The organism is Pseudoalteromonas rubra (assembly GCF_005886805.2).
GTDB lineage: Bacteria > Pseudomonadota > Gammaproteobacteria > Enterobacterales > Alteromonadaceae > Pseudoalteromonas > Pseudoalteromonas rubra_D.
The window spans coordinates 818,907-844,977 of the sequence record NZ_CP045430.1 but is presented as its reverse complement, the minus strand read 5'-3'; the positions used below and the strand labels follow the sequence as shown (position 1 = coordinate 844,977).

General features: G+C 44.1%; 16 protein-coding genes. 8 read left to right on the top strand and 8 right to left on the bottom strand.

Features of this window, described 5'->3' with window-relative positions; all coding sequences use genetic code 11:
* The first annotated feature begins 54 nt into the window (after nt 1-54).
* The 7 genes from CWC22_RS22520 (at nt 55) to CWC22_RS22490 (ending at nt 14,174) form a co-directional block, all read left to right on the top strand.
* A complete protein-coding gene (locus CWC22_RS22520; protein WP_138538439.1) occupies nt 55-1,173 on the top strand; it encodes a type 1 glutamine amidotransferase domain-containing protein in 1,119 nt (372 codons plus the stop codon).
* 367 nt (nt 1,174-1,540) lie between these two features.
* Nucleotides 1,541-1,951, top strand: coding sequence for a winged helix-turn-helix domain-containing protein (locus CWC22_RS22515; protein ID WP_058798786.1), 411 nt, complete (start codon nt 1,541-1,543; stop codon nt 1,949-1,951).
* A gap of 527 nt (nt 1,952-2,478) precedes the next feature.
* Entirely contained in the window at nt 2,479-2,898 is a 420-nt protein-coding gene (locus CWC22_RS22510) for a hypothetical protein (RefSeq protein ID WP_138538438.1), read from the top strand.
* 70 nt (nt 2,899-2,968) lie between these two features.
* On the top strand, nt 2,969-3,664 hold the full coding sequence (locus CWC22_RS22505; protein ID WP_010379993.1) for a response regulator transcription factor: 696 nt from the start codon (nt 2,969-2,971) through the stop codon (nt 3,662-3,664).
* Between the two features lie 7 nt (nt 3,665-3,671).
* Nucleotides 3,672-4,925, top strand: coding sequence for a sensor histidine kinase (locus CWC22_RS22500; protein ID WP_138538437.1), 1,254 nt, complete (start codon nt 3,672-3,674; stop codon nt 4,923-4,925).
* A gap of 982 nt (nt 4,926-5,907) precedes the next feature.
* A complete protein-coding gene (locus CWC22_RS22495) occupies nt 5,908-13,764 on the top strand; it encodes an RHS repeat-associated core domain-containing protein (RefSeq protein WP_171045073.1) in 7,857 nt (2,618 codons plus the stop codon).
* Nucleotides 13,764-14,174, top strand: a complete 411-nt coding sequence (locus CWC22_RS22490) for a hypothetical protein (protein WP_138538435.1) — start codon at nt 13,764-13,766, stop codon at nt 14,172-14,174. The genes CWC22_RS22495 and CWC22_RS22490 overlap by 1 nt, the downstream gene beginning before the upstream one ends.
* Nucleotides 14,175-14,249: 75 nt before the next feature.
* Here the strand turns inward: CWC22_RS22490 and CWC22_RS22485 are convergent, their stop codons facing one another.
* A complete protein-coding gene (locus tag CWC22_RS22485) occupies nt 14,250-15,785 on the bottom strand; it encodes a basic secretory protein-like protein (protein WP_138538434.1) in 1,536 nt (511 codons plus the stop codon).
* Nucleotides 15,786-16,232: 447 nt separating this feature from the next.
* Between CWC22_RS22485 and CWC22_RS22480 the strand changes: the two genes are divergently transcribed.
* Nucleotides 16,233-16,583, top strand: a complete 351-nt coding sequence (locus CWC22_RS22480) for a hypothetical protein (protein ID WP_138538433.1) — start codon at nt 16,233-16,235, stop codon at nt 16,581-16,583.
* A 225-nt stretch (nt 16,584-16,808) separates the two neighbouring features.
* Here the strand turns inward: CWC22_RS22480 and CWC22_RS22475 are convergent, their stop codons facing one another.
* The 7 genes from CWC22_RS22475 to CWC22_RS22445 form a co-directional block, all read right to left on the bottom strand.
* Nucleotides 16,809-19,664 (bottom strand): right-handed parallel beta-helix repeat-containing protein, encoded by a 2,856-nt coding sequence (locus CWC22_RS22475; protein WP_138538432.1) that lies wholly within the window; start codon nt 19,662-19,664, stop codon nt 16,809-16,811.
* 404 nt (nt 19,665-20,068) lie between these two features.
* The gene (locus CWC22_RS22470; protein WP_138538431.1) at nt 20,069-20,959 is read right to left on the bottom strand and encodes a sterol desaturase family protein; all 891 of its coding nucleotides are present in this window, start codon (nt 20,957-20,959) and stop codon (nt 20,069-20,071) included.
* Nucleotides 20,960-20,961: 2 nt separating this feature from the next.
* Nucleotides 20,962-21,561, bottom strand: a complete 600-nt coding sequence (locus tag CWC22_RS22465; RefSeq protein WP_138538430.1) for a hypothetical protein — start codon at nt 21,559-21,561, stop codon at nt 20,962-20,964.
* A gap of 266 nt (nt 21,562-21,827) precedes the next feature.
* Nucleotides 21,828-22,406, bottom strand: a complete 579-nt coding sequence (locus CWC22_RS22460; RefSeq protein ID WP_138538429.1) for a TetR/AcrR family transcriptional regulator — start codon at nt 22,404-22,406, stop codon at nt 21,828-21,830.
* Between the two features lie 539 nt (nt 22,407-22,945).
* Complete coding sequence (locus tag CWC22_RS22455) at nt 22,946-23,743, bottom strand: dermatopontin-like protein (RefSeq protein WP_125562561.1); 798 nt, start codon at nt 23,741-23,743, stop codon at nt 22,946-22,948.
* Between the two features lie 803 nt (nt 23,744-24,546).
* Complete coding sequence (locus tag CWC22_RS22450; RefSeq protein ID WP_125562563.1) at nt 24,547-25,281, bottom strand: zinc-dependent metalloprotease family protein; 735 nt, start codon at nt 25,279-25,281, stop codon at nt 24,547-24,549.
* Between the two features lie 11 nt (nt 25,282-25,292).
* Nucleotides 25,293-26,015: a hypothetical protein gene (locus tag CWC22_RS22445; protein WP_138538427.1), complete on the bottom strand. Its 723-nt coding sequence runs from the start codon at nt 26,013-26,015 to the stop codon at nt 25,293-25,295.
* Nucleotides 26,016-26,071: the final 56 nt, after the last annotated feature.

Sequence of the window (26,071 nt, the reverse complement as noted above, 5' to 3'; positions counted from 1 at the left end):
GGCTTCACAGTATCAGCGTTACGGTGAGTCTGTCCAAACAAAGGAGACTCGATAATGAAAAGACAATTGATGGTTGCATCTTTATGGTCGTTGGTGAGCATTAATGCGATCAACACAGCCAACGCCGCGGACGAGCCGCATGTGCTGATGGTGTTAAGTAGTTATGGTAAACAGGTTGACGGAGAAACAACCCAGCCGGGTTTCGAATTTGACGAACTCAGCAAGGCCTACCAGGTATTCAGCGACAATGGCATTCAGATCACGCTGGCCTCACCGAAGGGCGGGCAGCCCCTGGCAGATGAATATAACCGGGATAAATCCTACAACAAGGCGTTTTTGAGTGATCCACAGGCGATGAGTGCCTTGTCTGATACCGTTAAGCTTGCCAGTCTCGATGGGCAATCGTTTGACGGCGTGTTTATCGTTGGTGGCAAAGGACCCATGTTTGATTTGCACCAGGATAGTGAGTTACAACGCCTGATCCGGGAAATTTACGAGCAGCAGGGCATAGTGGGGGCTGTGTGTCACGGTCCGGCAGCCCTGGTTGATGTGAAGCTGAGCAGTGGTGCATATCTGGTTGATGGTAAAAGAGTAAATGGCTTTACCAACCTGGAAGAGACGGCCTTTGGTAAAAAGTGGCGCCCCCAGTTTGAGTTTTTACTGGAAGACAAGCTTAAAGAGCGCGGTGGTTTGTTTGAACAAGATGGACTGATGTTGAATCAGGTTACGATAGACGGTCGTTTGATCACAGGTCAGAACCCTTTTTCTACCGCAGATACGGCAGTGGCCATGGTGCGAGCCATGGGGATTGAAGAGGTCAATGAGCCTGTATATAAGGACGATCGGAGTGTTAAGCTGGCTGAACTGCTTTTCAGAGACAAAGCTGCTGCTATGGCAAAATTTCAGCAATCGCCAGAGCAATATGATGTGCAGATGTTAGCTATGATAGGTGTCTATCAGGCCCGGTTTGCCAAAACTCAATTACAACTACACAATGCAATTGAGTTGATGACCTTTGCGCAATCTAAGTTTAACCACCCTATGATTGAGCTGACCATTGCTAAGGCATACATCAGACAAAATAACCAGGCAGGGGCAAAATCCAGCCTGCTACGAGCGCAAAAAACGTACCCTGATGATGCAAAAATTAAGGCTATGCTGGCCAGGCTGTAATGCGCTTTCGGACGAAAAAAGTGCGGCAGCGGCGTGATCTGAGCCCTTGCCGCATTAACTATGAAATTTACTAATAGCTGAATGGCTGGTTGTTTTATGTCCATTGTAACTAATAACGGTATAAAGGGTGGGGAAAAATTTGCCCAGAGCAATCTGAAACCACCATATGTATCATTTTTGTTTTATATTTGTTTTCTACTTGTACAATGTGAATAAATCCTTGCACCCGGGCTGGGTCAACTTATTATTTTTTCTATTAACAAAAGTCATGTACTTTCATCGCAATTCGGATTTTAAAATGTCCTGTCAGACGCTACACTAAGCTTGCTTGATAACTCAAAACGTCAAAGGAAGTGTGTCTATCATCATGAAGTTAAATGATAAATATGATGCTGACTTTAGCCGTGCAGTATTTGGGCCCTATGAGCTACACAAAAGGAAAAGGTTGTTAACATATTGTGGTGAAAGCGTGCGCCTTGAACCTCTTATCTATGACTTATTAGAATATTTTATCTGTCATAGAGATAGAGTGATTGGCCGGGATGAATTGTGCCGGGAGATCTGGCAACAGGAGTATGTCGACAACAATGCTATAAATCGGGCTGTTTCCGAATTACGGCGCTGTGTTTCCAAACATAAACTTGGGGTTGACGTGATCAGAACGCATTACCGCAAGGGCTACAGTTTCAATCTGATGGTTGAACTGGACCCCAGACCAAACCCGTTCCGTTGGATAGCTAAGTGGTTTCATCAGGCTGTACCATGCAAAGAACAGTGATCAGTAAAACATCTGGCTTTTCTGTTAAAGCCCGCTGGGCAGGCGTCGCTCGGCCGATCGTGCTTAATCTCTTTGTATTGGTTTAGTGAAGAAAGTGTACTAAACCTGTATCTAATCTAACCTCCGTGCTCGTGGCGGGCTAATTTCTATGATTTGCCTGCCTGCACCAGAACACCGCTGATCTTTTTGCCAAAAAAATATCAATTTCACTCAATACCAGCTCAATTTTAAGAAGCATATATGACGCTAATGATATTAAATACTTTTCAATTAAAACAAATGAATAGAAAAATCGCCCGTGTTTTTGCCTTTGTTTTGTCGTCCCTAAATAGAACACTTAAGTTAAGCAAATTGGTATAATCTAGGCTGTGCCTGTGTGCGTTGCTTTCGCTTTCTAACAGGTGAGAACGGGTTTGTTCCGTGTTTGCTAAGCCTTCTCAGAACATTTAAAAGTAAGAGCGCGTTTTTACGATAAATGCGTGGTGTGATAAACTTTCCCCAAATCAAAGGACTAACCGGGTATTATTATGGCACCGCCACTCCAACAATTCACTCGCTGGTTTTGTACTTTGCCTCAGAGCCAAAAACAGGTGCTGACTGAATCTCTCAGCCCCGTTTTTGTTGAACTCAATGAGGTGCCGACTGCCAGCAAAGAGCAAACCTTGCTGAGGCTGCTTGCCAGCCAGGCTACTAATGTCAGTCTGATTACCTTTGTGCTCAATCTACGCACACAGGTTGAGCATACGATGGCGTTACAGACCGATGCACTGCCAAGGCTGGCCAACGCCGGAGATCTGCTTTTTTATAGCCGTGCACAGGATGGTGACTCGCTCAGGAAAATTGCAGACGAACAGTGGCACTGGCAGCAATCACGTGAATCCTGGCTAGAGTTGAAGCGAGCTTACCTATCGTTAGAATATTTACGCCGCTGGTTGCAGGCCAGCTGAGTTAAATTTCACACTGCTTTCACGAATGTCGCGCTAGTGTGATTACATGATTGTTAGTTTGGTGACCAGGATGGCGCAAGTAAAAGTACTTTTAATTGAAGATAATCAGGATCTGAGCCGCAATATCGGCGAGTATATTGAATCACAGGGGGCGGTGGTGGACTTTGCACACACCGGAGAGCTGGGTGTGCAACTCGCACTGGAACAATTTTATGATTGTGTGGTCTTAGATGTGATGCTACCCAAAATGGATGGATTGGCTGTCTGTCAGCAACTGCGCACAGAGGCCAATCGCCATATTCCCATCATTATGCTGACTGCCCGAGATACGCTGGATGACAAGCTCAGCGGCTTTTCTCTTGGGGTAGATGACTATCTGACTAAACCGTTTGCGCTTGAAGAGTTGTGGGTCCGCTGTAATGCGCTGGCAAGAAGGCATTTACTTAATAGTGAGCACACACTGCGTCTGGGAGAAGGTGATAAGGCGTTGTCGCTGAATAATCAAACCCAGCACATTGAGCGTGCCGGGTCACCATTAACGCTACAACCAATCCCGTTTAAAATTCTGCGTTTGCTCATGGAGCACCATCCCAGGGCACTGAGCCGCAGCGAGTTGTGCGACAGAATTTGGGGTGATGAGCCGACGGATTCAGATGCACTGCGCTCTCATATCTACCAGTTGCGCAAGGCTATCGATAAGCCATTTTCCAGCCCGATCATCAAAACCATTCATGGTATTGGCTTTGCACTTGACATAGAAGGATAAATTGCCTGTGAGAGCGACTCAGCTACGCAATCGTATTGTCGTTTTTTTTGTTGGCATTGCCCTGTTTATCAGTGCACTGTTTGGTGCTGCAAGCTTCTTGTTTGCTTACAACATTGAAGACCGGTTCTTTGTCTCTTTGCTGGATGATGAAGCTCAGACCATCGCTATTCAACTTGAAACGGGTCAGCAGCTAAGGCCACGATTGGATTTTATTCGCTATTACCCGGCGCACGCGGATTTACCCGGGGTTGTGCGCGAAGCGCTTAAAGCAGAGCCGCACCGTATCGAATTTAGCGGTGAGGGTGTTGCTCATTACCACCTCAAAAAATTGCCTACCGGGTACTTACTGGCGGAGGTCAGTGAGCAGCTGGTGGTGCGTAAAATCAAAGGCGGGATGCTGAAGTTTATTCTGGTGTTGTCAGGGGGCGTATTGGTGCTTGCTTTGGTGCTGGCCTTTGTTTCATTGATTATGGCTAAGCGCCTGGTTAAACCTTTGGATACCTTAGTTAAAATAGTCGAAGATGCACCTGTTGAGCGTTTACCTCAGAACTTCTCTGGACAGTTTGTGAATGATGAAATTGGCGCATTTGCCAGGACACTGGAACAGGCTTTGGCAAGAATACGGCGCTTTATCCACCGTGAGCAGGCGTTCACTAGAGATGTTTCCCATGAACTAAGAACGCCGGTGGCCATTACGCAAAGCTCTCTGACCTTGCTCAAACAGACGCCTCTGAGCGATAAACAGGCTGAGCTGGTTGGCCGAATTGCAGATGCACAGCATCAAATCACGCAAAGTCTTGAGGTATTACTGGCACTGGCCCGGGAAGAAACTCTGGCGCATGACAGTGTACGTGTTTTACCTGTGGTAGAGCAGGTTATTTTAACTCAGGCTGAGAAAATAGCGGGTAAAGAGATTGAAGTCGAGGTAGAAGTTCCAGCAAAACTTGCGTTACCTATTGCCCCAAGTGCGTTACAACTGTTGCTGAATAATCTGGTCGGCAATGCGTTTACCCATATTCACAGTGGTGTAGTCTCGATCAGTGCCAACTCGCACTCTATCACTGTTGCAGATACCGGCGGCGGAATAGCCCCAGAGCAGTTAAAGACACTGTTTGAACCGGGCGTGAAAGGCCCGGATAGCAATGGCATGGGCATGGGCCTGTCGATGGTCAAGCGCCTGTGCGAAAAACTCGATATTGAGTTGAGTGTTTCCAGCTCAGAAGCGGGTAGTGTGTTTTGTTTGCAATTTCAGTCAGCTTAGTTGCTGGAATGAGCCTTCCTGAAAACAGTTTAGCGTAGTTGTGGACCAGGCTGCCTTCGGCCGTATCTCTCTTGGCTAAAGTGAATAATCTCTGTGCCATTTGTGTGTTTTGCATAGATACAGATAATGGACAGTTCTCTATTCATTTAGGTGAATGATATAATCAGTACATGATATGGTAAAATTGTCTGATTTTTAAGCTTTACTTTTGATTTTATGAGAGCTTGTCACTGGAAGTGGGTTATAAGTGATGTAAATTATATTTTTCTTGTTTCTCATATTTAATGCTTAATATTTTTAAATTAAAATACTAATTCTTTTTTAACGGTTTATTTTAGATTGATTTATGCGCAGTTTTTTTGTTCTATATAGCATTATTCTTTTTAACATAATGTTATTTCCCACTGCAGAAGCGGGAAGCTCATTTTATCGAATCAATGAAGATCAGAACCTTACTATAATTAGTAGAGATTTGGATGGCATATCTACTAATACCCATGGCGAAATGAGCGTCCGAGGTGCCGTTAATGGATATCCATATGTTGTGGGAGCTGGAGCGCCCCACTCTTCAAAAATAATATATAAGCCGAAGGATAATTATTGCGGTAAGGATTCCTTTATCGCAGAAACAGATGTCTCCGAAATTCCGGATGGTTGTCAACCTGGGCAGGCCTGTTTCCCAAAATACACCGCTTGGTCGCATACTATAAATGTGACGGTAAGTTGTGTAAATGATAAACCTATTTATGGCTATAATAGCTTCAAGGACAAGGAAATAAATCAGGCTACATCTACGCGTTATGCCTTTACAGTAAGTGATGTTGAAACTGATGCCGAACAATTACAAGTTGCTATTCAATCAGTAACAAACGCGAGCCTTCTTCCTCCATCAGCTTTTACCTTTTCAGGTACTGGTAGATACCGTGTACTTGATATCACACCTTCTCCAGCACACTTTGGGGAAGCCACAGTAATAGTTCGTTTGAGTGATAAGCAGGGAGGGGTTACCGACTCGTCTTTTAAGCTGACAGTGAATAGAGTCGGTCCAACGGGAATTACCTTAAATGAAGATACTCAGTATGAGTTAAAGGTGAAGGATCTTCCCAGCGTCGATATAAGCTTGGATGGTGAAATTTCAACATCCAAGCCAACTCATGGTATCGTGAGATTGGCGAGCGAACAAGCTCCACACTCCGCCGTTGTTACTTATGTGCCAGGTTCGAACTACTGTGGCTCGGATTCTTTTACTTTGGAAACTAATCCGACAAATTCATGTGATGGTTGTGGTCCTCCTGATTATGACCCGTGGTCTCACAAAGTAGAGGTGACTGTAAACTGTGTTAATGATGCGCCTAAATTTGGCTCATCAGGTCTGGAAGATCTCAACATTGACCAGGGTACTACCCGTTCTATGAGTTTTACGGTCAGTGATATTGATAACTCAGCATCTCAGCTATCGGTATCTGTTGTGTCCAGCTCCAATCCCCAGTTGTTACCCACAAGTAGTGTACTTTTGAGCGGCAGTGGCTCAAACAGGGTGATTCAGCTGGTACCTAATCCAAAAGCGAATGGCAGCAGTAAAGTTAAACTTAAAATCACTGACCCAGAGGGACTAAGTTCCGAAAAAGAGTTCACTTTAACGGTCAATGCGGTTGTAGGTGTTGAATATAAAAAAGCATTCGTGCCTGTTAGGCGTGGTTCGATTACTATTTTTAAATCTGTTGATCGCTCACCTTCTGCACCTGAAAAATTCTCGAATGTTGAACGCGATGGCAAGTATCATATCTCTTGGAATGAAAGTACAGATGCCAGTTACTATGTAATTGACCAGTTTATCAACGGAGTATGGGTGACCGTTGGCAGTAAAATAACGGGTAACTCTTTTAGTATTAGTAGCGGGAATGGTGCCAGGTTCCGATTTACGGCCTGCAATGATTATGGTTGTTCTAAGTCTGTTGATATTTACCATTATGTCAGTGGGGATGATGTCACGCTATCTGCTACCGAGGATCAGGCTAAAATTATTTTATCCAGTCAGCTTGGGATCCGTTATCACAGAGATTGGACAACTGTTATCTCTGAATATAATGGTACTGTAAGTCACGATACTATCAATCAAAGGGTTGTATTTACACCCAAGCCAAACTTCTGTGGCGCAGCGGCATTTAGAGCACAAGCTACTATTGAAGGCAATTCGGGTAGTGCCCAACACATCCCTGAAATTGAATCTGTTCGGGTTGTAATCAATGTTGCATGTCAAAATGATGCACCCACGTTAAAAGTAGGCAGTGGCGTTACAATGGCGCCAAGCTCTCAGGTGGTATATTCGGTTTACGCCTATGATATCGACAACAAAGACAGTGACCTTCAGTTAGAAGTTATTGATCTCCCGAATGTACTAAAAGTACTTGATATTAAGCGCAACGGGTCGCGATTTGATTTGACTATTCAGTCTGATTTCCTTGCTCTGGGTAATGAAGCATTGACCATTGCAGTGTCCGATGGCCATGCGAGGAGCGAAACCCATACGATACCTGTCACTTTTGATGCGACTGCCATAGAAACGGATAGTAGTATGCCAATGCACTTTTTGCCCGAAAGCATCTATAAAGGTGAGTTAAAGGGTGAGTCAGGTATTGATGGGGGCGCTTTTACTTATCGTTTGCCACTTTATGTGCCGCCAGGCAGAAATGGTGTTCAACCTAAATTAGCGCTTAACTACAACAGTCAGTCGGGTAAATCATCAGCCGGATATGGCTGGTCATTCAGTGGCATTGAGGCGATTGCTCGCTGTAGCACTAACTTCAGTACTGATGGCTACCAAAAAAATGTTACATATAACAATGACAAGCTTTGCTTAAATGGAAGCCGGTTGATTCTGGCGTCGGGCAAGTATGGTCTGAGTGGAGCGACATATCATCCGGAGCGTAACCCGGGTGTGCATGTTTCTCAATATGGCAACATGAACTCTAGCTCTGCTAAATTTACGGTGACAGATGCAAAAGGAGAAAGAAAGTATTTTGGTCTGTCGGCAAACAGTCAGTTTAAGCATGCTGGCGCACCATATCCACATCAATGGCTGTTGGAAAAAGTCCAGGATCCCTTCAACAATACCATCCACTATGGTTACACGCTTAAAGGCAGTGAAAGCCTGGGCTATCAAAAACTACTAGCAAGCATTAATTACACAGGTTCGGGTGATGCTAAAGGTGATCGTAAGGTTGAGCTGAACTGGCATAACCCCACACACACGCGGTATTTATGGGGTGGCAAGTTTGCAACGGGTGCAAGGCTGGATTATGTAAAGGCGTCGGCTAAAGATATTCAACGCGTATACAAGCTGGCATATAGCGATAACAAGTTAAGTTCAGTGCGTCTTTGTGCCAACACACAGTGTACTACAGAGCTGGCAAAAAAATCGTTTAGCTGGTACAGCTCTGGTTATCTCGATTATATAAAAACGGCGAACCACCCACTGGCAGAATTGACCGATACCCGTAACATGAAAATGGTAGGGATACCGTATTCTTCTGGAGCAGATTATAACGGCGATGGTATTGAGGATCTAAAAGCCAAAGGAGACATTTATCTGATAGGTGACGAACATCGCCTTAACAGAATGAATATGTCTCATTTCCCTGGCTATAAAACTGCGGTTGCTACTATCCCTGACGGCGAAGGTTATACGGGCTATCGATACTATAGTAATGCAATGTCGGGACGTATAGATTATAACCGAAACGGCATACCTGATGTTATGTATCTCGATGAGCAGAAGCAATGGCGCATTGGTGAATATAATCATGTTAATGACACATATTCCTTATTGCTAAAAACTAATATCGATGGTCAGTGTTTAGCTGCTGTTCCGGGCCACTCATTTGTCGCTAGCTGTAAATCTTTTCTGACTGATCTAAATGGCGATGGTTTTCAGGATATAGTGTCCAAAACTGATGCTGGTTATAGTTTCCATCTCAGAAATACAAGCCGTGGATTACCCACAGGCGGATTTAAAACTGTCGGCCAGGCCAGTGGACTGAGTAAGATAGTGTCAACGGATATAGAGTTTGCTGATATTAATGGCGATGGCATACAAGACATCTATATTCCCAATAGTGCTGTCTGGTTTGATCTTACTTTCTCAGAAAATAGGGTTACTGTTAAATCACTGGATATGGATGTGCTGGAAGGAATTGACTTAGTTCATCGAGAGAAACGCGCAATCTGGCTCGATAAAAATGGTGATGGTCTGCTGGATGTGATGATTCTGAATAAAGATGAAAAGAATCGTGATTACTACTGGACACTGCGCATTAATCAAGGTGGTGGTGCTTTTTCTGCAGCTATTAAAACAGGCTTGAGAGAATTTGGCTTTCCGGCTCTAAGTTTTCAGGACCAGAGAAATACTTACAATGCCAATGTGCAAACCTTCGACTTCAATCATGATGGCCTGGTAGATTTGCTTGTACCAGCTCAAGTGCTACAAAGGTACTCATGCTGGGACTTAAATTCAAGACAACCCTGCGAAGTGGCCGCTGAAGATTCAGGCGAGCCACTGCCATTGCTATACAACCTGGATGTTTGGCGCTGGAAAGTACTGATTAGCCAACCCAATAACGCAGGATTTATTGAGCACAAACTTCCAAGCTCTATCCGTGGCTCTTTGAATGGCACGGGCTTAGCTGACGTTAACGGCGACGGCTATCAGGATATTGTAGCAACCGAAGGGTTCGACCCCAAAAGTTTTGAGTCGAGCTGTGATATCAACACCAAAGGCAGCTATGGACAGATCTATTGCTATTCAGGCGACAATGAAGGTGTACATGTTTACCTGTCACAGGCGAACAATGTTCACCTGATGAGAGGAGTCCATAATCAATATGCAACAGAGCTGGAGGTGCAATATAGCCGCCTTGGTCTGAATGCCAATACAGATGCCGGAATTTACACCTCAGAGACTCATGATCTGGAAAATGCCCGCCATGTACGAGCCGGTGGTGGGTTGACCGTTGTTAAGCAATTGGATAAAGATGCGGGCAACGGGAAAGTACAAACCAAGCAATATCACTACGCGAATGGGTTGTTCCACACACAAGGTCGTGGGTTCCAGGGTTTTGAGCGCATTACAGAAGTAAATATAACTACAGGCATTAAGTCAGATACTCAGTTTTTTACCGAGTTTCCATTCGCGGGCATGGTAAAATCGAAAGTGCTGACCCGTCACAGTGATGAGGCACTCATCTCTCGCTATGATACAACGCAGACTGCATCAAAATGGTGTGACTCTGCGCCTGCTGATGTTTACTCCCCGCATGTGGTTAGCTCACGTGAGCGCACCTATGATCTGGCCACTCAACAAGAGATCACTGATAAGTCAGTGAAAAATAACTATGCATGTTTTGGCGCCTTGAAGTCAAAAACGGTGACGGTGAGTGATGAAACAAGCACTAAAACAAACTTTGTAGAAAACACTTATAAGCCGAGCAGTATTGACCATAGCTATGTAATGACAAGCTCTAAGAAAGGTAATGCCAGAGCGTATAAAGGGCAATATGCGCACACTAAGAGTAGTAACAGCGCGGTTTTATATACTGAGTTTTCTAATTTCCAGGGGAATAAAGCCAGAAATATCAAAGTATGTGGGTCGGTAGCTGACGATAAAGTGAGTTCGCTCAGTGGACTTTCGTGCAGCCTGGGTAGTGATGCAACCAAAGTTACGGAGCTTGAGTTTGATAGTTATGGTAATACGGTTAAAACGACTCACTCGCAAAGTGGCCAGGACAGCACCGTTGCTTCGCTCGAAGGCGTGCGTTGGCAAAGCACGACTTATGATTGGCAGGGCTATTTCCCGGAAGCGAGCTATAACAGCCAATGGGGCAAATCTGTTGCTTCACAGACATACAAGTATGATACTTTCTGGGGTAAACAAACTGCCGCTACCAATGTGCAGGGGATCACAACGACTAATCATTTAGATCTGTTGGGGCGTGTAACACTAACCGTCCAACACAAGGGGAAGCAGTTACTTAGTCAACCGACTAACTTCGCCTATACAAGCTGCTCGAATGACAGAGATTGTCCGGCTGCAGCGACGACGCAAATCTGGCAGGTACAAGATGGTAGCGTGGTGTCGGTTGTGTACCGTGATTCGCTTGGTCGTGAGGTCGGCACTAAGGTAATGCACTCGGCAGATAATATTGCATTTACCGAGCAACGTTATGATGCAGCAGGTAATTTAATTTACAAAAGCCATCCGCATAATAAACAGGATGGGGTGATTGGCAGTGAAACCTATCTGGACTTTGACGTTCTGGGCAGACCCGCGAGTAAGCAAACAGATGCAGCGCCACTGCAATACTCGGCTGCTTATCAATATGATGGTTTAACGACTCATATTGATGTCACTCCGGCCACTGTGGTAGCGGGTGGGGTGAGTAACTTCAGTGTATCCAGAACTTACAGTGGGAAAGAGTTGGTACATACCGCCGATGCTAATGGCGGCAGTACACGTTTTACTTACCATGCAAATGGTCAGCCAAACTACATAGAAGATGCGAGCGGTTCCATACTGCGTGCCAGCTACAATGGAATGGGCCATAAAGTGGCTATCAGTGATCCCAATATGGGCAGCTGGTCATATCAATTCAATGTACTGAACGAGTTGAGAAGGCAAACAGATGGCAGGGCGTATGTCACTACTTTTAATTATGACAAACTGGGCAGGACCATTCGGCGAGTCGCGGGCAGTAATACTGCAAGCTGGTTGTATGACAGTCAACGTGTGGGCCTGGGTTTACTGGATAATGATTCAACCAATGAATATACCCGCAGTTACGATTACAACGAGCTAGCCCGTGTAGAGTCTGAGCTGTTAACCGTAGGAAATCAGAGCATCAGCCAGAGCTATACCTACAACGCATATGGCATGGTTGAGTCAACGAGTTATGGCAATGGTTACACCAGTATTGAACATGTTTACACCAACTATGGTCAGCCTTATACAGACCTGGAAATATCCGGTAATGCAACCAAAGCGCTGGTGACTTATGATGAATTCAACGCTCAGGGTAAGCTTGTTCAGCAAACCTTCGGTAATGGACTAATCCAGCGGTTTAACTATTATCCGGGTTCATCACTGATGGAGAGCGTTTGTACCAGCTCAACGGGCGTATGTAGCGGAGAGAACGTACAGTATCAAAGTTACGCCCATGACGCCTTTGGCAACCTGGTGGGTCGAAATGATATCGCCGGTGGCAGGGATGAGCAATATAGCTATGATTTGCTGCACAGACTGGAGCAGACAACTATTTCTGTCGGCAATATCAGTGTTGATAAAACCTATAGTTATGATGCGGTGGGTAATCTGCTCAGTAAATCCGACTATGCCAGTGAATATAAGTACGGTAATTCAGACCGCTCGCTTGGCGGCAATGCCGGACCTAACGCAATTCGCAGTGTGTTGCTTAACAATGGTGATAATGCAACCTTTAAATATGACAGCAACGGTAATTTGTTGTCTTCGACGGATGGTGATTTAAATATTACCTATACTCATGCGATGAAACCTGAACGGATATCCCGCAACGGTAAACAGCTGAACTTTGTGTATGACGCAGCAAACAGCCGAATTAAACAAACGCGCTCCAATGATGGCACAACTGTTTACTATATGAATGGCTATGAGCTGGAAGTGGGCACATCGTCATCGGTGCATAAAGTGTATGTGGGTAATCATAGTATCATCAGTAATGACGCTGAGGGCGCCAGAATTACACATACGCATGTGGATCGTCTGGGCTCGATCACCAGTTTGTCTTCGGGTGATTTGCACATAAACCATAAAACTGAAAAGCAACTGACATTACAGCGTCGCAGTTACGACAGTTTTGGACGGGTGTTTGAAGCATACAACGAAGATGCCCTGGGTAGCTTCTTAGCGACACGCCGAGGCTTTACAGGCCATGAACATTTGCCGGATGTTGGGCTTATCCATATGAATGGTCGTGGATACGATCCTTTATTGGGACGCTTCTTATCTGTCGATCCCTTCATTCAGAGTCCGACAAATACACAGAGTGTTAACCCATACAGCTATATTTTGAATAACCCGCTCAGTGGCACTGATCCGACTGGGTATAAGTTTGAAACTGACTGTGATTCAGGAACAGCATGCGCAGCTGCGGAAAAAGCGGATAGTGGCGCGTCCGCAATGTCGAACTGCTCCAGCTCAGCCCAGAAAACACAGTGTATGCTTAACAGCAACAGACTTTCCAATGGTCAGCAAAATGAACAGTCTGGTAGTGTGCAGGGGGGCTACGAATTTTATAAAAGTCACGAGTCTATTAGTACCAGAGCTCGAAACTATGTTTTTGATAATTTTATCAACCCTTTGCCTGATCTTGAAGCTGCGGGTGATGCGTTAGCCGAGGGAGATCTCCCTGAATTTGCGGAGGCGATGGTAGGTATCGTTGGTAAAAAGGTCAAAGCTGCTGGAAAGGTAGTCGATGATGTAACCGATTTGGTTTCTGATCTAAAGGAAAAGCCAATTAGTGTAGATGAGGCATTAAACAGAGCAAGTAACTTCCTCAAACCAGATCATCCTGTGCGTAGTATTGAGGGGAAAACAGGGGTTCAGTTTATTCAAGAGTTTTCAGAAGATGGAAAAAAAATAACGCTTCGGGTAGGCTTTGATCTCAATCCTAATAGCAGTCATGTGAAGCAACTCGGTCCACATTTAAATCTACAGACTCAAATAAATGGCAAAATACAAAAGAAGGGCCCTCTTAAAGATCCCCATACTCCAATTGACCCTAAGACGATAAGAAAAGGAGACTATTAATGAATGTAGAAATTTTCATCAATTGCGATGGTGATATTATAGAGCCAGAAATTCAAATTTCAGGCTCTTGGTCTTCACTGTCGAAGTTTGGAGCTTTTTTAGAGCAGCTGAATAGTACTTCAAGCGTTAATTTACCTGTATTTAAAAATGAATTTTATCCTCAGGCGATAAAAAGGCTGGCTGTAAATTTCGAAACAAGTGGTAATGGGTTGCTTACTGTGGGGATAGACGGTCAGGTTTTAAATGTGGCAGGGAATGCTGTTGCGATAAAAAAACTAGCATGTTCTCTGATCAATTTTTTCGACGAAGACACTGAGGTTGAAGAACATTTTCAATTGGACTATTACGAAGGAAATGATCTTCTCAACGAGACATCATGTACTTTAATTTTTTTATGTGATCGGTTGTAACACATTAAGGTTCAGTCTACTTGGTTGAGCAGCAAAAGCCCGAAACCTATCCAGGTTCCGGGCTTTTGCTATTCACTAGTACTGAAGCTGTCCGCCGTTTTGAATAAACTGCACGTAATCCTGCCAGGCTTGCTCCACGCCAATACCCAGTATATCGGTGAAGACACGGTCGAATGACCAGGTGTAGTTGGTGTAATCCACTGCTGACTGGTTAAACTTACGGATAAACAGCGGGTCTTTTTCCTGTTTAATATAATGCAGGAAAAAGCCGGTGGTGGTGTATCCGCCCAGCCACTTTTTGGGGTTGGTGATGTCCGGTTGTCTGGTTTTATGAAAACCTGCGCCAATTCGCACGGCATCTGCCAGGCCTTCGGTATAGGCCCAGTAAGGACCGCCGTCTCCATAGCCATCGTGCGTTATCGGAGAGTTGTTGTAGCCATGTGTCACTTCATGGAACAAGATGCCGTCAATTTCGTCGCGGATCGCGTTGTCGTCATTGTTTCCTTCCCGGTAGACTTTTTCCAGATGCTTGGTGCTGACAGCAATGGTCATTTCGCCGGACCCATCCTGGCCGAGTTTATAGGCCACAAAGTCGTTGCCCCAGGCGTCTTTTTCTCTGAGTTCAAAGCGCAGGTGTCTGAAGCGTTGCGATTCTTTTGGATCGGTATAGAGCACCTGAGCCACGTCCACGCAGCGGTTTGCCATATGGGCAGCCGGGTCGCTTATGATGCGTTTAACTAACTGCGAACCCGCTGTTTCCGGGTTCATATCTACAAAATCAACAACCGGCTTGTCCCAGTTACCGCCGCCATTGTCACTTTCTTCTTTGATGTTAATAGTGTAACTGGTGGCAGACCAGCCATAAACAGAGACATATAGATTATTGCCTTGTGCCTGACATGATTCCGTTGCAGTGGGCGAGGTGCTGGCACACTGATAATTGCTGGTAGTCGGCTGACTGCCCAGGCCGATATACAGGTCGGCATCGCCGCTACCTGAGGTGGTTGCCGAGACTTTTCCCGCCACATTGAACGGCCCATAATGCTGCCAGCTCCCTCTACTGAGTGACTTGCTGTCTGTCAGCGGTAAAGTATCATCCGGTGGCGGCGTCACGCCACCCAGCAACTCAATTTCTGCTAACTGTAAAATCCCGGCTCCCTGGTTGGCTGTGACATTTAGCTTGTAATGGCGATAGGCCTGACTGTTAGTGACATTATACTGGCGAGTCTGATAGCGCGCAGAAAAGGTCTGATTGGTTTGTGTATCAAGTTCGTACCAGGTATTGCCATCGTTTGAGCCCAGTAATTGCCAGTCTTGTGGATCGCGGCTGGTCGCATCGTTGGCCGAAGTCAATGTGTAACCCGACACCATCTGAGGGGTGTTGAATTGGTAGGCTATCCAACCTGTAGGCGAGAAGGTCAGCCATTTACTGTACTGAGAATCGTCAAACGCTTTAGTCCGTCCTTCGGCTGTGCCGTTTTCTCCACTTGCAGTAATGACACCTCTATCAGGCTGAGTCAGATCCGTGCTGGCAAAGCTGGTCGGTGCGAGCAGGGCGCTGCTCAGACACAATGCAAGCGTACTTTTACTGTGGTTTTGGTGTTTTTTCATCCTGTTGCTCTCTTTTACATGTTGTATCTTAGTTGTGTTTTATTTTTGTATCGTTCCAATTTATTTGGTTTTTATAAGCTAAGCCCCTAAATTAATAGCTATGTTTATTGGCTTTGAAATTTATTGGAACGGTCTAAATATTGATCTTGTAAGATTGATTGTCAAATTTATGTAAATACTAAATTGTTTTAAAGTTGTACAATTTGGTTATAAGACGGACAGGCATTGGCGTGCAGCGGCTGCAGACGAATGAGGTGCCACTTTCTGAAAATTGCTAACTGGGAAAATAATCTATTGTTATTTATATGTCATGTACCCAAGTTGGCATCAAAGAGTAAGTTTATGTTATTATTCGCTTTTAAATGGAACACTGCGGAATCTATATCTCTGTAGAGCGCTATTTTTCGTAGTGAATGATAAATAAAACGAATGATTAAAGGAGTTACAATGAAATACTTACTTGGCTCGGCGTTGATTCTGACATCAACTTTGGCAAATGCGGCAGCAGATCAGTGGACAGCTAAGGTTAAAGTTGTTGAGATTTATACCGGCTACAAAGGTGGCCACTTTTTATTTAAAACTTCGGGTACGCATATTAACCCGGCAAACTGCGGTGAAACGGGTTTGTACTCGGTAGAAGCTGCAAATGCTGATGTTAAATCAATATATTCTGCTTTGTTGGCTGCTAAAGTGTCTAACCAAGATGTTAAAATTGCCATTGCGGGTAGTCGTTGTGGTACCTCCTCACTAGACCATGTGAGAAATAAGCCGTCTGTTTCTCGTATTGGCCTTTTCTAAAGATGAAATAGAGCCGAACTGAGGTGCGCATTGCCTGAGCAAGTTGTTCTAACTGGGCAGAATGTTTTCTTTGCACACTAACCGAGCAGAAGCGTGGAAGTGACTATAGCCCAAATGCCAGTATCCGCGGCAGAGCTATTTGTTTGGCGGTGTGGCGTACTGCTGTAGATTAAAGGCCTACAAAGTGTGTAGGCCTTTTTGATTGCCAGCCTTTTTTAAGCAATGCTAATGGGTGTTTGCCAGTGCTTTGCTGTAAATATAGTTTACATAGTTATGGCCATTGCTGCGCAGCCCTTCAGAAAGGTAGATAGCCCAGGATTGGTTAAATAAGCTAATGACACGCTCCACTTCATCAGCACTGTTATATGGTGTAATGAGTTTAGGGGAGGTGAAGCCATCATAGATGGTTCCTTGTGTGCTGTTTAGGACACCATTTATCTCTTGACCATAATAGATCTTGTTTGTGACTTGACTAAAGTGACTGATCATTTCTTGTTTGCCGTCATCGTTTAAATCCGCTGCAACTAACATGTCACTTGTTGCGGAACCACTATAAAAATAACTACCTGATCCAAACGCCGGGAGTGATCCTGAACTGGCTGGCCTGCTTTCATAAATGGTATTGCTGGAATAACGCTGATACATGCGCTGCTTAGGCTCTGTGCTTCTGAGGCGCCCAGGCTCCATGAGTGATAGTGTTTGCGTACCTGAATAGACCGTTTGATTTTTCCAGCTGGACGTGTGTGCATCCCAATAAATACCAATAACCTTCTTATCATCAAGCGCCACATATAGTTCCTGATTGGCACTATATATTTCTCCAACACCAGACAGGTCAGCTGCCTGTAGTTTATTTACGGAGGTATTGTGTGCGCCATGATAGATTGCGTTACCGGAAACTGGGTTGCCGAGCCCATCAAAAGCGGAGCCAAGTAGTTCGCTACTTCCCGCCCAATTTGTAATGAGTTGATCTGGCTCTGCACCTTTTAGTGATGCGATTTGACTGGCAACTAAGTCGTCCTGATTCGCATTATGAAAGGTCCAGCGTGTGCTTGCTATGTCGTTCAGTTTTCTGTTTTCTACTTCAGAACCAGTGAGAAACAGCCTTGCACCAGATAAACCCGTGCTGTTGTCTTGAAAATAAATTTCATCTATTCCGTCGCCGTCCAAATCAGCGACTGCTTTGATATCCAACGCTTGATTTTCTGCGTTGATCCTTTCGTGGATCCCTGACTCGCCAACCAGAAATACATCCTCTTCTGTGTTATCTAGTTTAACTAGCAGGTGAGGGATACCACTACCATTTGAATCTTCCATGGTCATTGCTTTAGCCCATAACGGCTCCAAATTGCTGCGATATCCTTGTGCAACGGGGTTGCCAATACAGTCTATGCAATCAGGTTTTCCACCTGTATACAGGGTTGTACCTGCAGAGACCGAAATCAAAGGTGCATAACGTGAATCCTTGCGTGCGTGAAAATACACTTTTTGACCAGGACCTTTGATGACATTCATACCTATACTGCGATCTCGGTGTCCCATACGCTGACTTATAAAGACAGAGAGCTCTTCGCTGCCTTTGGTATTGTAAGCAACAGTGTTGTACGCAAAGTGATTGGTCCAGTAGTTGTGCCCCTGACTGTCTTTTTGAGTTTGGCCCCCTGAGGTCGAAAAGAAAAAGTCTGGATAGACATTCGTTGGGTCTTTAGCTGGGTTGTAAAAATTACCGGTACTGGTGTCATCTGCTGGGTTGTATGGAACAATCGTATTGTTCGCTATTGTATTAAATGTTCCTGATAACAATACTGATGTTCTGGGTATCAATTTAAAGGTATTAAATTGGACTCGTGTTTTGTATGCTCCGGCCCGGGTTTGTTCTGCGAGTGGATCGGTTGCAAGCATACACTGAGTAGCGGAATCGAGACATGTTCTTCCACCAAGCTTAATGGCTGCACTTAAAATCATTTCAATTTTATTGTGCTCAATGATCGAAGGTTTCATGTTGCTTAGAATATAGATTGCATGATCTGCAATTTCTTTTATGGTGTTACCGGTGATCACCCATTCTTGTCCATTGCCGTTAACCCCTTCTACAAAGTTTTGTATGGTGTTGTTTTTGACATGTATTGGTCCATAACTAAACTGTTGAGCAATGCCTGAATGAAAACCCATACCTGCAGAGTTGATATTGAGATGTGCGGACAGCGCGCCAGAAGCGTTGAGCAGTTCAGACAGCATATTCTCTGTATGGGCTAGTGGAATACTACCTTTGATTACTGAATTTTGGATTGTGGCATTACCCACAATAGCAATACCAGAGCGTGCTGGACCCTGAATTGACACATTATCGACTGTGACATCATTACTTCCGCCAGCCAGGCCAATCATGATCATACCTGACCACAGGCGGCGATCTCTGCCATTAAAGTAAAGATTGTCATTATTTTCATGCAATGTATAAGCGGGATTTTGAATATGGTTCCAGTGGTGATCCCCTTCAAATGACAAATTTTTGATTGTAATTCCTTGCGTTTTACTTGGCACCATCAACACAACTCTTCCGTGATGTTGACCATCAAAGCCTTTACCTGAATAGTAGAGTCTTGGAGTCGGCTGGTCTGACACCCCTTCAATGGTGATATTGTCCGCTTTAATAAACAGTTTAGGTAGAAATGCGTTGTGGATACCATCAACCGGTGTGTCAGGATGCGCGTTGTGTTGTTCACTGAAATTATAATCACATGAGGCAACCATAACCTTAGTATGTGCAGGCCTTGGCGTTATGTTATTGGCGACTCTTATGGCCCAGCGCAGTTGCTCGGCTCGATTATAGTCACTCATATTTACGTTGTTTTTTAGTGCTTCTGGCATATCAGTAATAATGGCATCAACATTATCACCATAGTCTCCCAGGTTTTGCGTTTCCCAAAAAGAATTACTGTGTAAGGTCAGTGTATTATTGCTATCAATGCTGCTAGGCAGTGGCGACTCGCAATGATTACTCGCTTGAGCTTGTTTAATGCTTGATAAAAACACTAAACAAGAAGAGAAAAACAGGAGCTTTACTATTTTTTGTATCATGGTTTTAGGTCCTTCAATTCAAGTTTGATGTGTCCGCAAGAACTGGAAAAGCCTCTATAATCAAAAGCTTTAATTAAGAAGGTTTTCATCAGCCCCTGAAAAATCAGCCCTGAGCTGGCAATTGGGCCGTGTATTTTATACCTGAGTAACAGTAGAGAATAAATATTTTATATTGTTTATTGGGATAATTAACGAGCAGCGCCAGAGGAGTATGTTTTAATTTTATGTAGGGGTTGCCTGTTATTTACATGAGACTATGAAATATAAAGGCGAACAGTAAGGTGCTCTGACGAATGAAGTAAATATAAGGCTTCCTCAGGGGGCCATAGCCCTGAGGAAGGGGGTATGGGTAGCGAGTCTGTGTTTCGGCATTACTCTGAACAGACTCACTAACAGGTCTTTGATTATTCTTTGCTTTTCTGTTCTTGTTGCCATGCCCAGATAGGCGGCTTTATCAGTAATTTAAACCTGTATGACCAGCTTGGTGCGTGGATGAGTTGCCTGAGTAACTTTGTATATCCGCTGAAAAAGACGGTAAGCGGGTTTACGCTGTTAATTCGTGGAAAAACGCCATATTTTACTTCTGCCTCTTCTCTGGCGAAGGTGCCAAAGAGCCTGTCCCAGATTATGAAAATGCCTGCATAGTTTTTGTCCAGATACTGTTTGTTTGTAGCATGATGTACTCTGTGATGAGAAGGCGTATTGAAAATGGCTTCTATTGGTCTTGGTAGCTTCTTAACGGTTTCTGTGTGTAACAAAGTCTGAAAAACCTGCACGATCACTTCGGCCAGAAAGATGATAAACGGATGAAAGCCCATGAGTGCAAGTGGCAGGTAGAAAAACAAAGGAAAAAACCAGTCCATAGGGCCATGCCGATAGGCAACCGAAATATTGAAATGTGGTGAGCTGTGATGGACGGTATGTGTTGCCCAGGCAAAACCATTTTTATGTAAAAAGCGGTGTTCCCAGTAGTAAGCCAGATCGGCCAGTACAATACAGCACAATATGGTCCAGGGAGTAAGGGGTAAGTCTGTAATTCTAAAATTATCGTATACGTAGAAAAACACACCAACATAAGTCAGGGCCACAAGGGCGACCAGTAACATGAATAGCCCCAAAGTCACAAAGTTTGCAACACTGTCACCAAGCAAGTTTTTAGTGAATTGCTTTTTAAAAGCATAGCGAAACATTTCGACGACAAATAAGCTCAGTGCAATCACTAAAAACCACTCATCTATAAAGACTTCCAGCCACCAGACGTCGTCAGCCGACAGGGGCAAGGTTAAATACTCCATGGCTAATCTCCATATTCTATCAGAAGCTCTGAACTTACTATCGCACTGTGTTCAGACAGGTGATGGATCTCAATTACTCTGTTGATTGGTCGGCGGTAATCTATATTTTGCCAGGCATGTGCAATATCCTGATTGCTATATTTTTTTCTGGGTAACAGGCGTTCATATCTTGCCGCGCTCAATGTTACTGACTGTTTTACGGAGGACAGCGTATCTACAGAGTAACCTATGGTTATGGTGGACTGCTCAAAGTTTGCCGAAAAGTCACGATAAAACACGTAAACAGCTTTGGGCTGCTTTGTCAGTTTTCGATTCAATGACGTATCTGCCTTAAAGTCCTGCCAAAGTTGCTGTACCTGACTGGTTGGCATAACGGCTGTAGTACCGGAAATTACCAGTGTATTCAGGGCAACCAGCGGCTTCTCGCGTTGTGTTGATTCTGTTATGGCCCCTGGTACAGCACTTGTTTCCGAAGGCGTTCTATCTGTGAGCGTATGTTGCGCGGAAGAAATGGCCCGGGCGGGCATAGGTTGCAATAAGGCAACGCCCCAGAGTGAACAGGCGATGATACCAGTGACGATAAGTGAGCTTGCTAGCTTCATATCTAAATCCAAATACTCGGTGATGAATGAAGCATAGCCTAAGTTTTGAACTTTAAATTGTCAATGTGAAAATTTACTCTTGTTTGTGATGTGCCGGCCGAAACATATTAACCTCCAATGCTGCACCCTGGAAATTTCAATGATCACCTGATAAGAGTATGCAAATCACTGCTCGGTAAATTAGTTAGGTTTGATTTGTTTCAGAGACAAGTTTGTTGCAGGTATAACCCTTGAAATGGATTGTGTGTCACTGCAATTTGGCACAGTTATGTGAGTGTTGTGCAAAGTAGTTTAGAAGTCGCTTTCAGTTTGTAGACCTGATCGACCAGAGTAAGAGGCAAAAAAGACTCGGATAGCAGATAGTTGGCATAGATTCCATGCGCAACCAACTCAATTTTATCGTCACTTGCGTGTTTGTATTCATCGCGCAAAACCTCGCAGATAATCGTGATGAATTCATCCATGATGGCTTCCTGGTCTCGCTTAACGGGCGGCAGGCGTTTTGCTTCTGAGAATATCGCCTCTCCTATAATTGTTGCATTGACCCGCTCGCTAGAGCCTACAGTAAACAGAGCGTCTATAATGGATTCCGTTTTGTTTTTTGAAGGTAGCCAGCATAACAGTTGCTGCCATTGCTGCGAGTACCGGGAGCGTAATCGGGTACTCAGTGCGCATATAATATCATCACGGTTGCCAATGTAGTGGCGTAAAATGGTGCGTTTCACTCCTGCCGCCTCGGCGATATTTTCGAGTGATGTCGCCTGGATCCCATATTGTAAAATACAGGTTTCGAGCGCATCCAGTATTTCTTCTTTACGCTGCGCAGCCATGCTTGGTCTGGCCATGCTTTCTCCTCATTCGTTATTTCGGCCACTATACCAACCCCTCCGTTAATTGTCATGTTGACAATTAACAGCGGGGTAAGTTATGTTGTAAATTGTCATATTGAAAATTAACTGTTTAGGAAACATGTGATGTTGATGAGTTTGCCCTGGAGCTATTGGCTCGGTTTTGGATTATTGTTGTGGCTGCTTTATGACCTGATAAGGGGGGTGGCTTATCTCTGGCATCCCTATGCACGAGAAGAGCAACCTTATATGTACTGGTTAACTATGTTGATTTGGGCGCTGGTAGCGGCATCATGTTTTGTTTACCCTTATTGGCCCTATGTCTGAGAATAATGAGGATAATATGTCCATTAAATTTCGGTTTTATAGGACTGTGATTTTTGGTGTTTTTGTATTTTAATGATTTTGGTTTTTATGTTTTAATGGGTTTGGTTTTGTGTGTTTTTTATTTTAGGTTTTCTATTTAATATATCTTGATTTTTTAAAATTATAATAAAAAGCAGGCTACTACTTAATGCCTGCGAAAGTGACGGATATTACCAGTCAGATACTGAAGTACAGAAAGACACTGATGTTTCACGATCTTCGTGAGAGTTACTGTGGCGGCTTGACATACCAACTAACGCGCCGTTTGAACCAAGGTGCCATGGTTGGTCGAAGTTAGTTGGACCAACTGTTGAGCAAGTCTCTGCACTCAGAGCGAAACCGCTTGCTGAAGATTCAGCCATAGCAGCACAGGCAAATTTGAATACACGGTCTTCGTGTCTGTTGCTGTGCACGCTGTACATACCTACCAGGAACTTACCAGCAGGACAGGTGTAGTTGAAAGCCTGGTCATATGAATTTACATAGCCAGTCCAGCTTAGAGATTTGCGATACAGGCGAGCACCGGCAGAAGTCGTGTACTTACCACATTCAATGTTGAAGCGACGGTCTTCGCGGCGGTTATCGTGGTAGCTTGAAACTGACTTGATGAACATATTGTTTGGGCAAGTATAAGAAAGTACAGCGTCGAAATCGTTCAGGTAACCAGCGTTGAACGTGCTGTACAGGCGTAACGTACCGCCAGCTTGCATTGTGAAGTCAGATGTTGACAGCGCAGCATTGGGAACATCAGCTTTTAATGAAACAACGCCATATTCAGATACGTCGTTTTGGCTATCGATTAACTCGATAATCTCATCTACATTTTTAGCCTGTGACGCAGGAATTCTGTAGATGCTGTCTCCCAGGTTATATTCCATATAATTTGCAGCGTCTTGTGCAGCAAACGCGCTTAAAGTAGTGAAAGATAAAAACAGGGTTGCAATTTTTCCAATAGAACTAACTTTCATCTTTATAATCCTTTCAAGGTTTAATTTAAGGTGATTCATTAGAATCGAGATACATTTGATATTTAGGCTGGTAAATTGTCAATTTTATTTTTATTAACGTTGAATTTCTTTTTTATTTCAATGGTTGTTTTTATTTTGCAAAGTGGAATTGTTTTTTGTTGAGGATAGTTGGTTTTATATTTTTGTGACGACTGTTTTATAAGCAAATAAGTGCCGATGAGAGGCAGTTTATTTTGCTATCTTGATTAATTACTTGATAGCTTGTACGCAAATAGTGAACAACTGAATAAGCTTATTCTATTTTGTTATATGCATATCCTGTTCAAAGGCTACTGTGACATCAGGCACAAGTAAGAAAGTGCGGCTTTGTAAGATCCGACGATGTGAAGAAAGTAAAAGGAGTGGGGCATGCTCAATGCGTGGTTTGATACGAGTGAGTTCGGAGTGTTCATTCTGGCTCAGATGGAGTTGCGCCAACGTAAGCCATGCAGTCCGCCAGCGTGGCTTTATTTGGTAATATGTGGACTTAAACTAGCCTTCTCAGAGTCGGCCTTTACTGCCACCTGCTTTATTCGCAAAGAGGTCGATGTCTTCGTTGAGTATCTAAATGAACCAGTTGATGCTCGACGGTCTTTCACTATATTTGCTCTGTCATATTAAACGGTTTCATCACGTATAGATACGAGCCCTGTTGATCTCTGGCAATAGCTTGTTAGCCTGTACCCGCATTTCAACCAAAAAACAAAAAGAGCGCTCGCCGAGCACTCTCGTTTCATTTGCCTGATAATAGTGCAGGCTGTTTGCTATTTCATGTTGGCAATGTCGTCTTTTGTTGCATTCACTGTTTTCCAGGCGTACGACTCGCCTACAACACCGAAAGGATAGCCGTTCGCTGTCCAGTTAGGGTTTGAGAAGTAGTCATACTGAGTTGCGCTACCAAAGACATGTGGATACGCCATGATGCTGGTAAATACATTATATACACCATGTCCCATGCCATCGTTGTATACACCACCAGATGTGTCACCCTGCCTGCGAGCATGCGTTAAACCCTGATTGTGTCCTAACTCATGCACAAAGGTAGTTGCACCGCAGTCTACAGCAGTAATGGAGTACATCTTATTGACCTGAGACGAGTACAAATTACCATTGCTGCCCTGACCAACCCAGGCGATACCACAGCTAATTAGGTTGCTGCCTGCAGATGAACCAACACCCAGTAATGCAACCATGTCAGCATTATTTGCATCACGATATTGTGCAATGGATGCGCTGTCCGTCAGTGCATTTAACCAGTTTTCGTCAGCGGTTACCTGCGCACTGCCGATAGAAGCTGAAGCAACCAGGTTAAGTCTTAAGTCAATTTCGTTTTGGCTATAAACCTGATTTGAAAAAGAGATCAGCTGGTTAATTTTCGTTTGGATGTTCGATGTATTGGCAGCTGCTTCATCACTATACAGAATAGCAATATCGATTGTGTTGGCCTGAGTTAAACCTGAGGCCAAGGTGAGCGCCGTCGCTAAGATTGCTTTTTTCATATTGATTTTCCTTACTTCTTACTTGTTGTTTGAGTGTTGATAGGCGGGGAAAAGAGATCTTTAGCCCCTTCTGCAGGCGCACGCTCTTGAGGCGTGTGCTCCACATGATTCTTATATAGATCGCGTTTTGCGGCTATCCAGCCATGTTTGCCATGTGATTCAAATACATAATTGCCAGAAGGGACTGTGAATTGTCCGTAAATGGCATCATTGCCCACTGTCATCACTGAGTTATGGAAGCGATTACCTGAGCCAGTTACTTTTGCAAAAACACTTTTGTCACCGTTTGGAAATACATCTACCTGAGTGACTTCTGCGCGATGCATTTCGGTGGTCTGTGGAATGGTTAAATCAAAGGTATCTCCAACTTCCAATTGCTGCATGGCTGCCAGGTTGAATTCGACATAGGCTTCTTCACTAATATCTTTTACCAGCACGCCTGCTTCTATTAATACTGCTTTGGCTTCATCAGAGATTGATGCTATTTCTCCAATATCCAGCGGTGTTCGCTCCACGTCCTGGGTGATTTCTTTTGTTGTGCTTGAAGCAATTTCTATTTGGGGTTTGGGTGAACTTGAAACAACAAGAGGATCTGCCTTAACTTCGTTTTTATTCACTATTAACGCATCTTTTTGCACAGTGGGGGCTTGTGCAATTTCCGGGTTAGATCCAGAAAAAAGCCAATATGATATAAATATCCCTATTAAAATAAGTGAAAAAGTCAGTTTATTCATTTTTTATTCTTCGGTTGGCTGGAAGGAAAATGAATATAATTAAAGTTAACAAATGT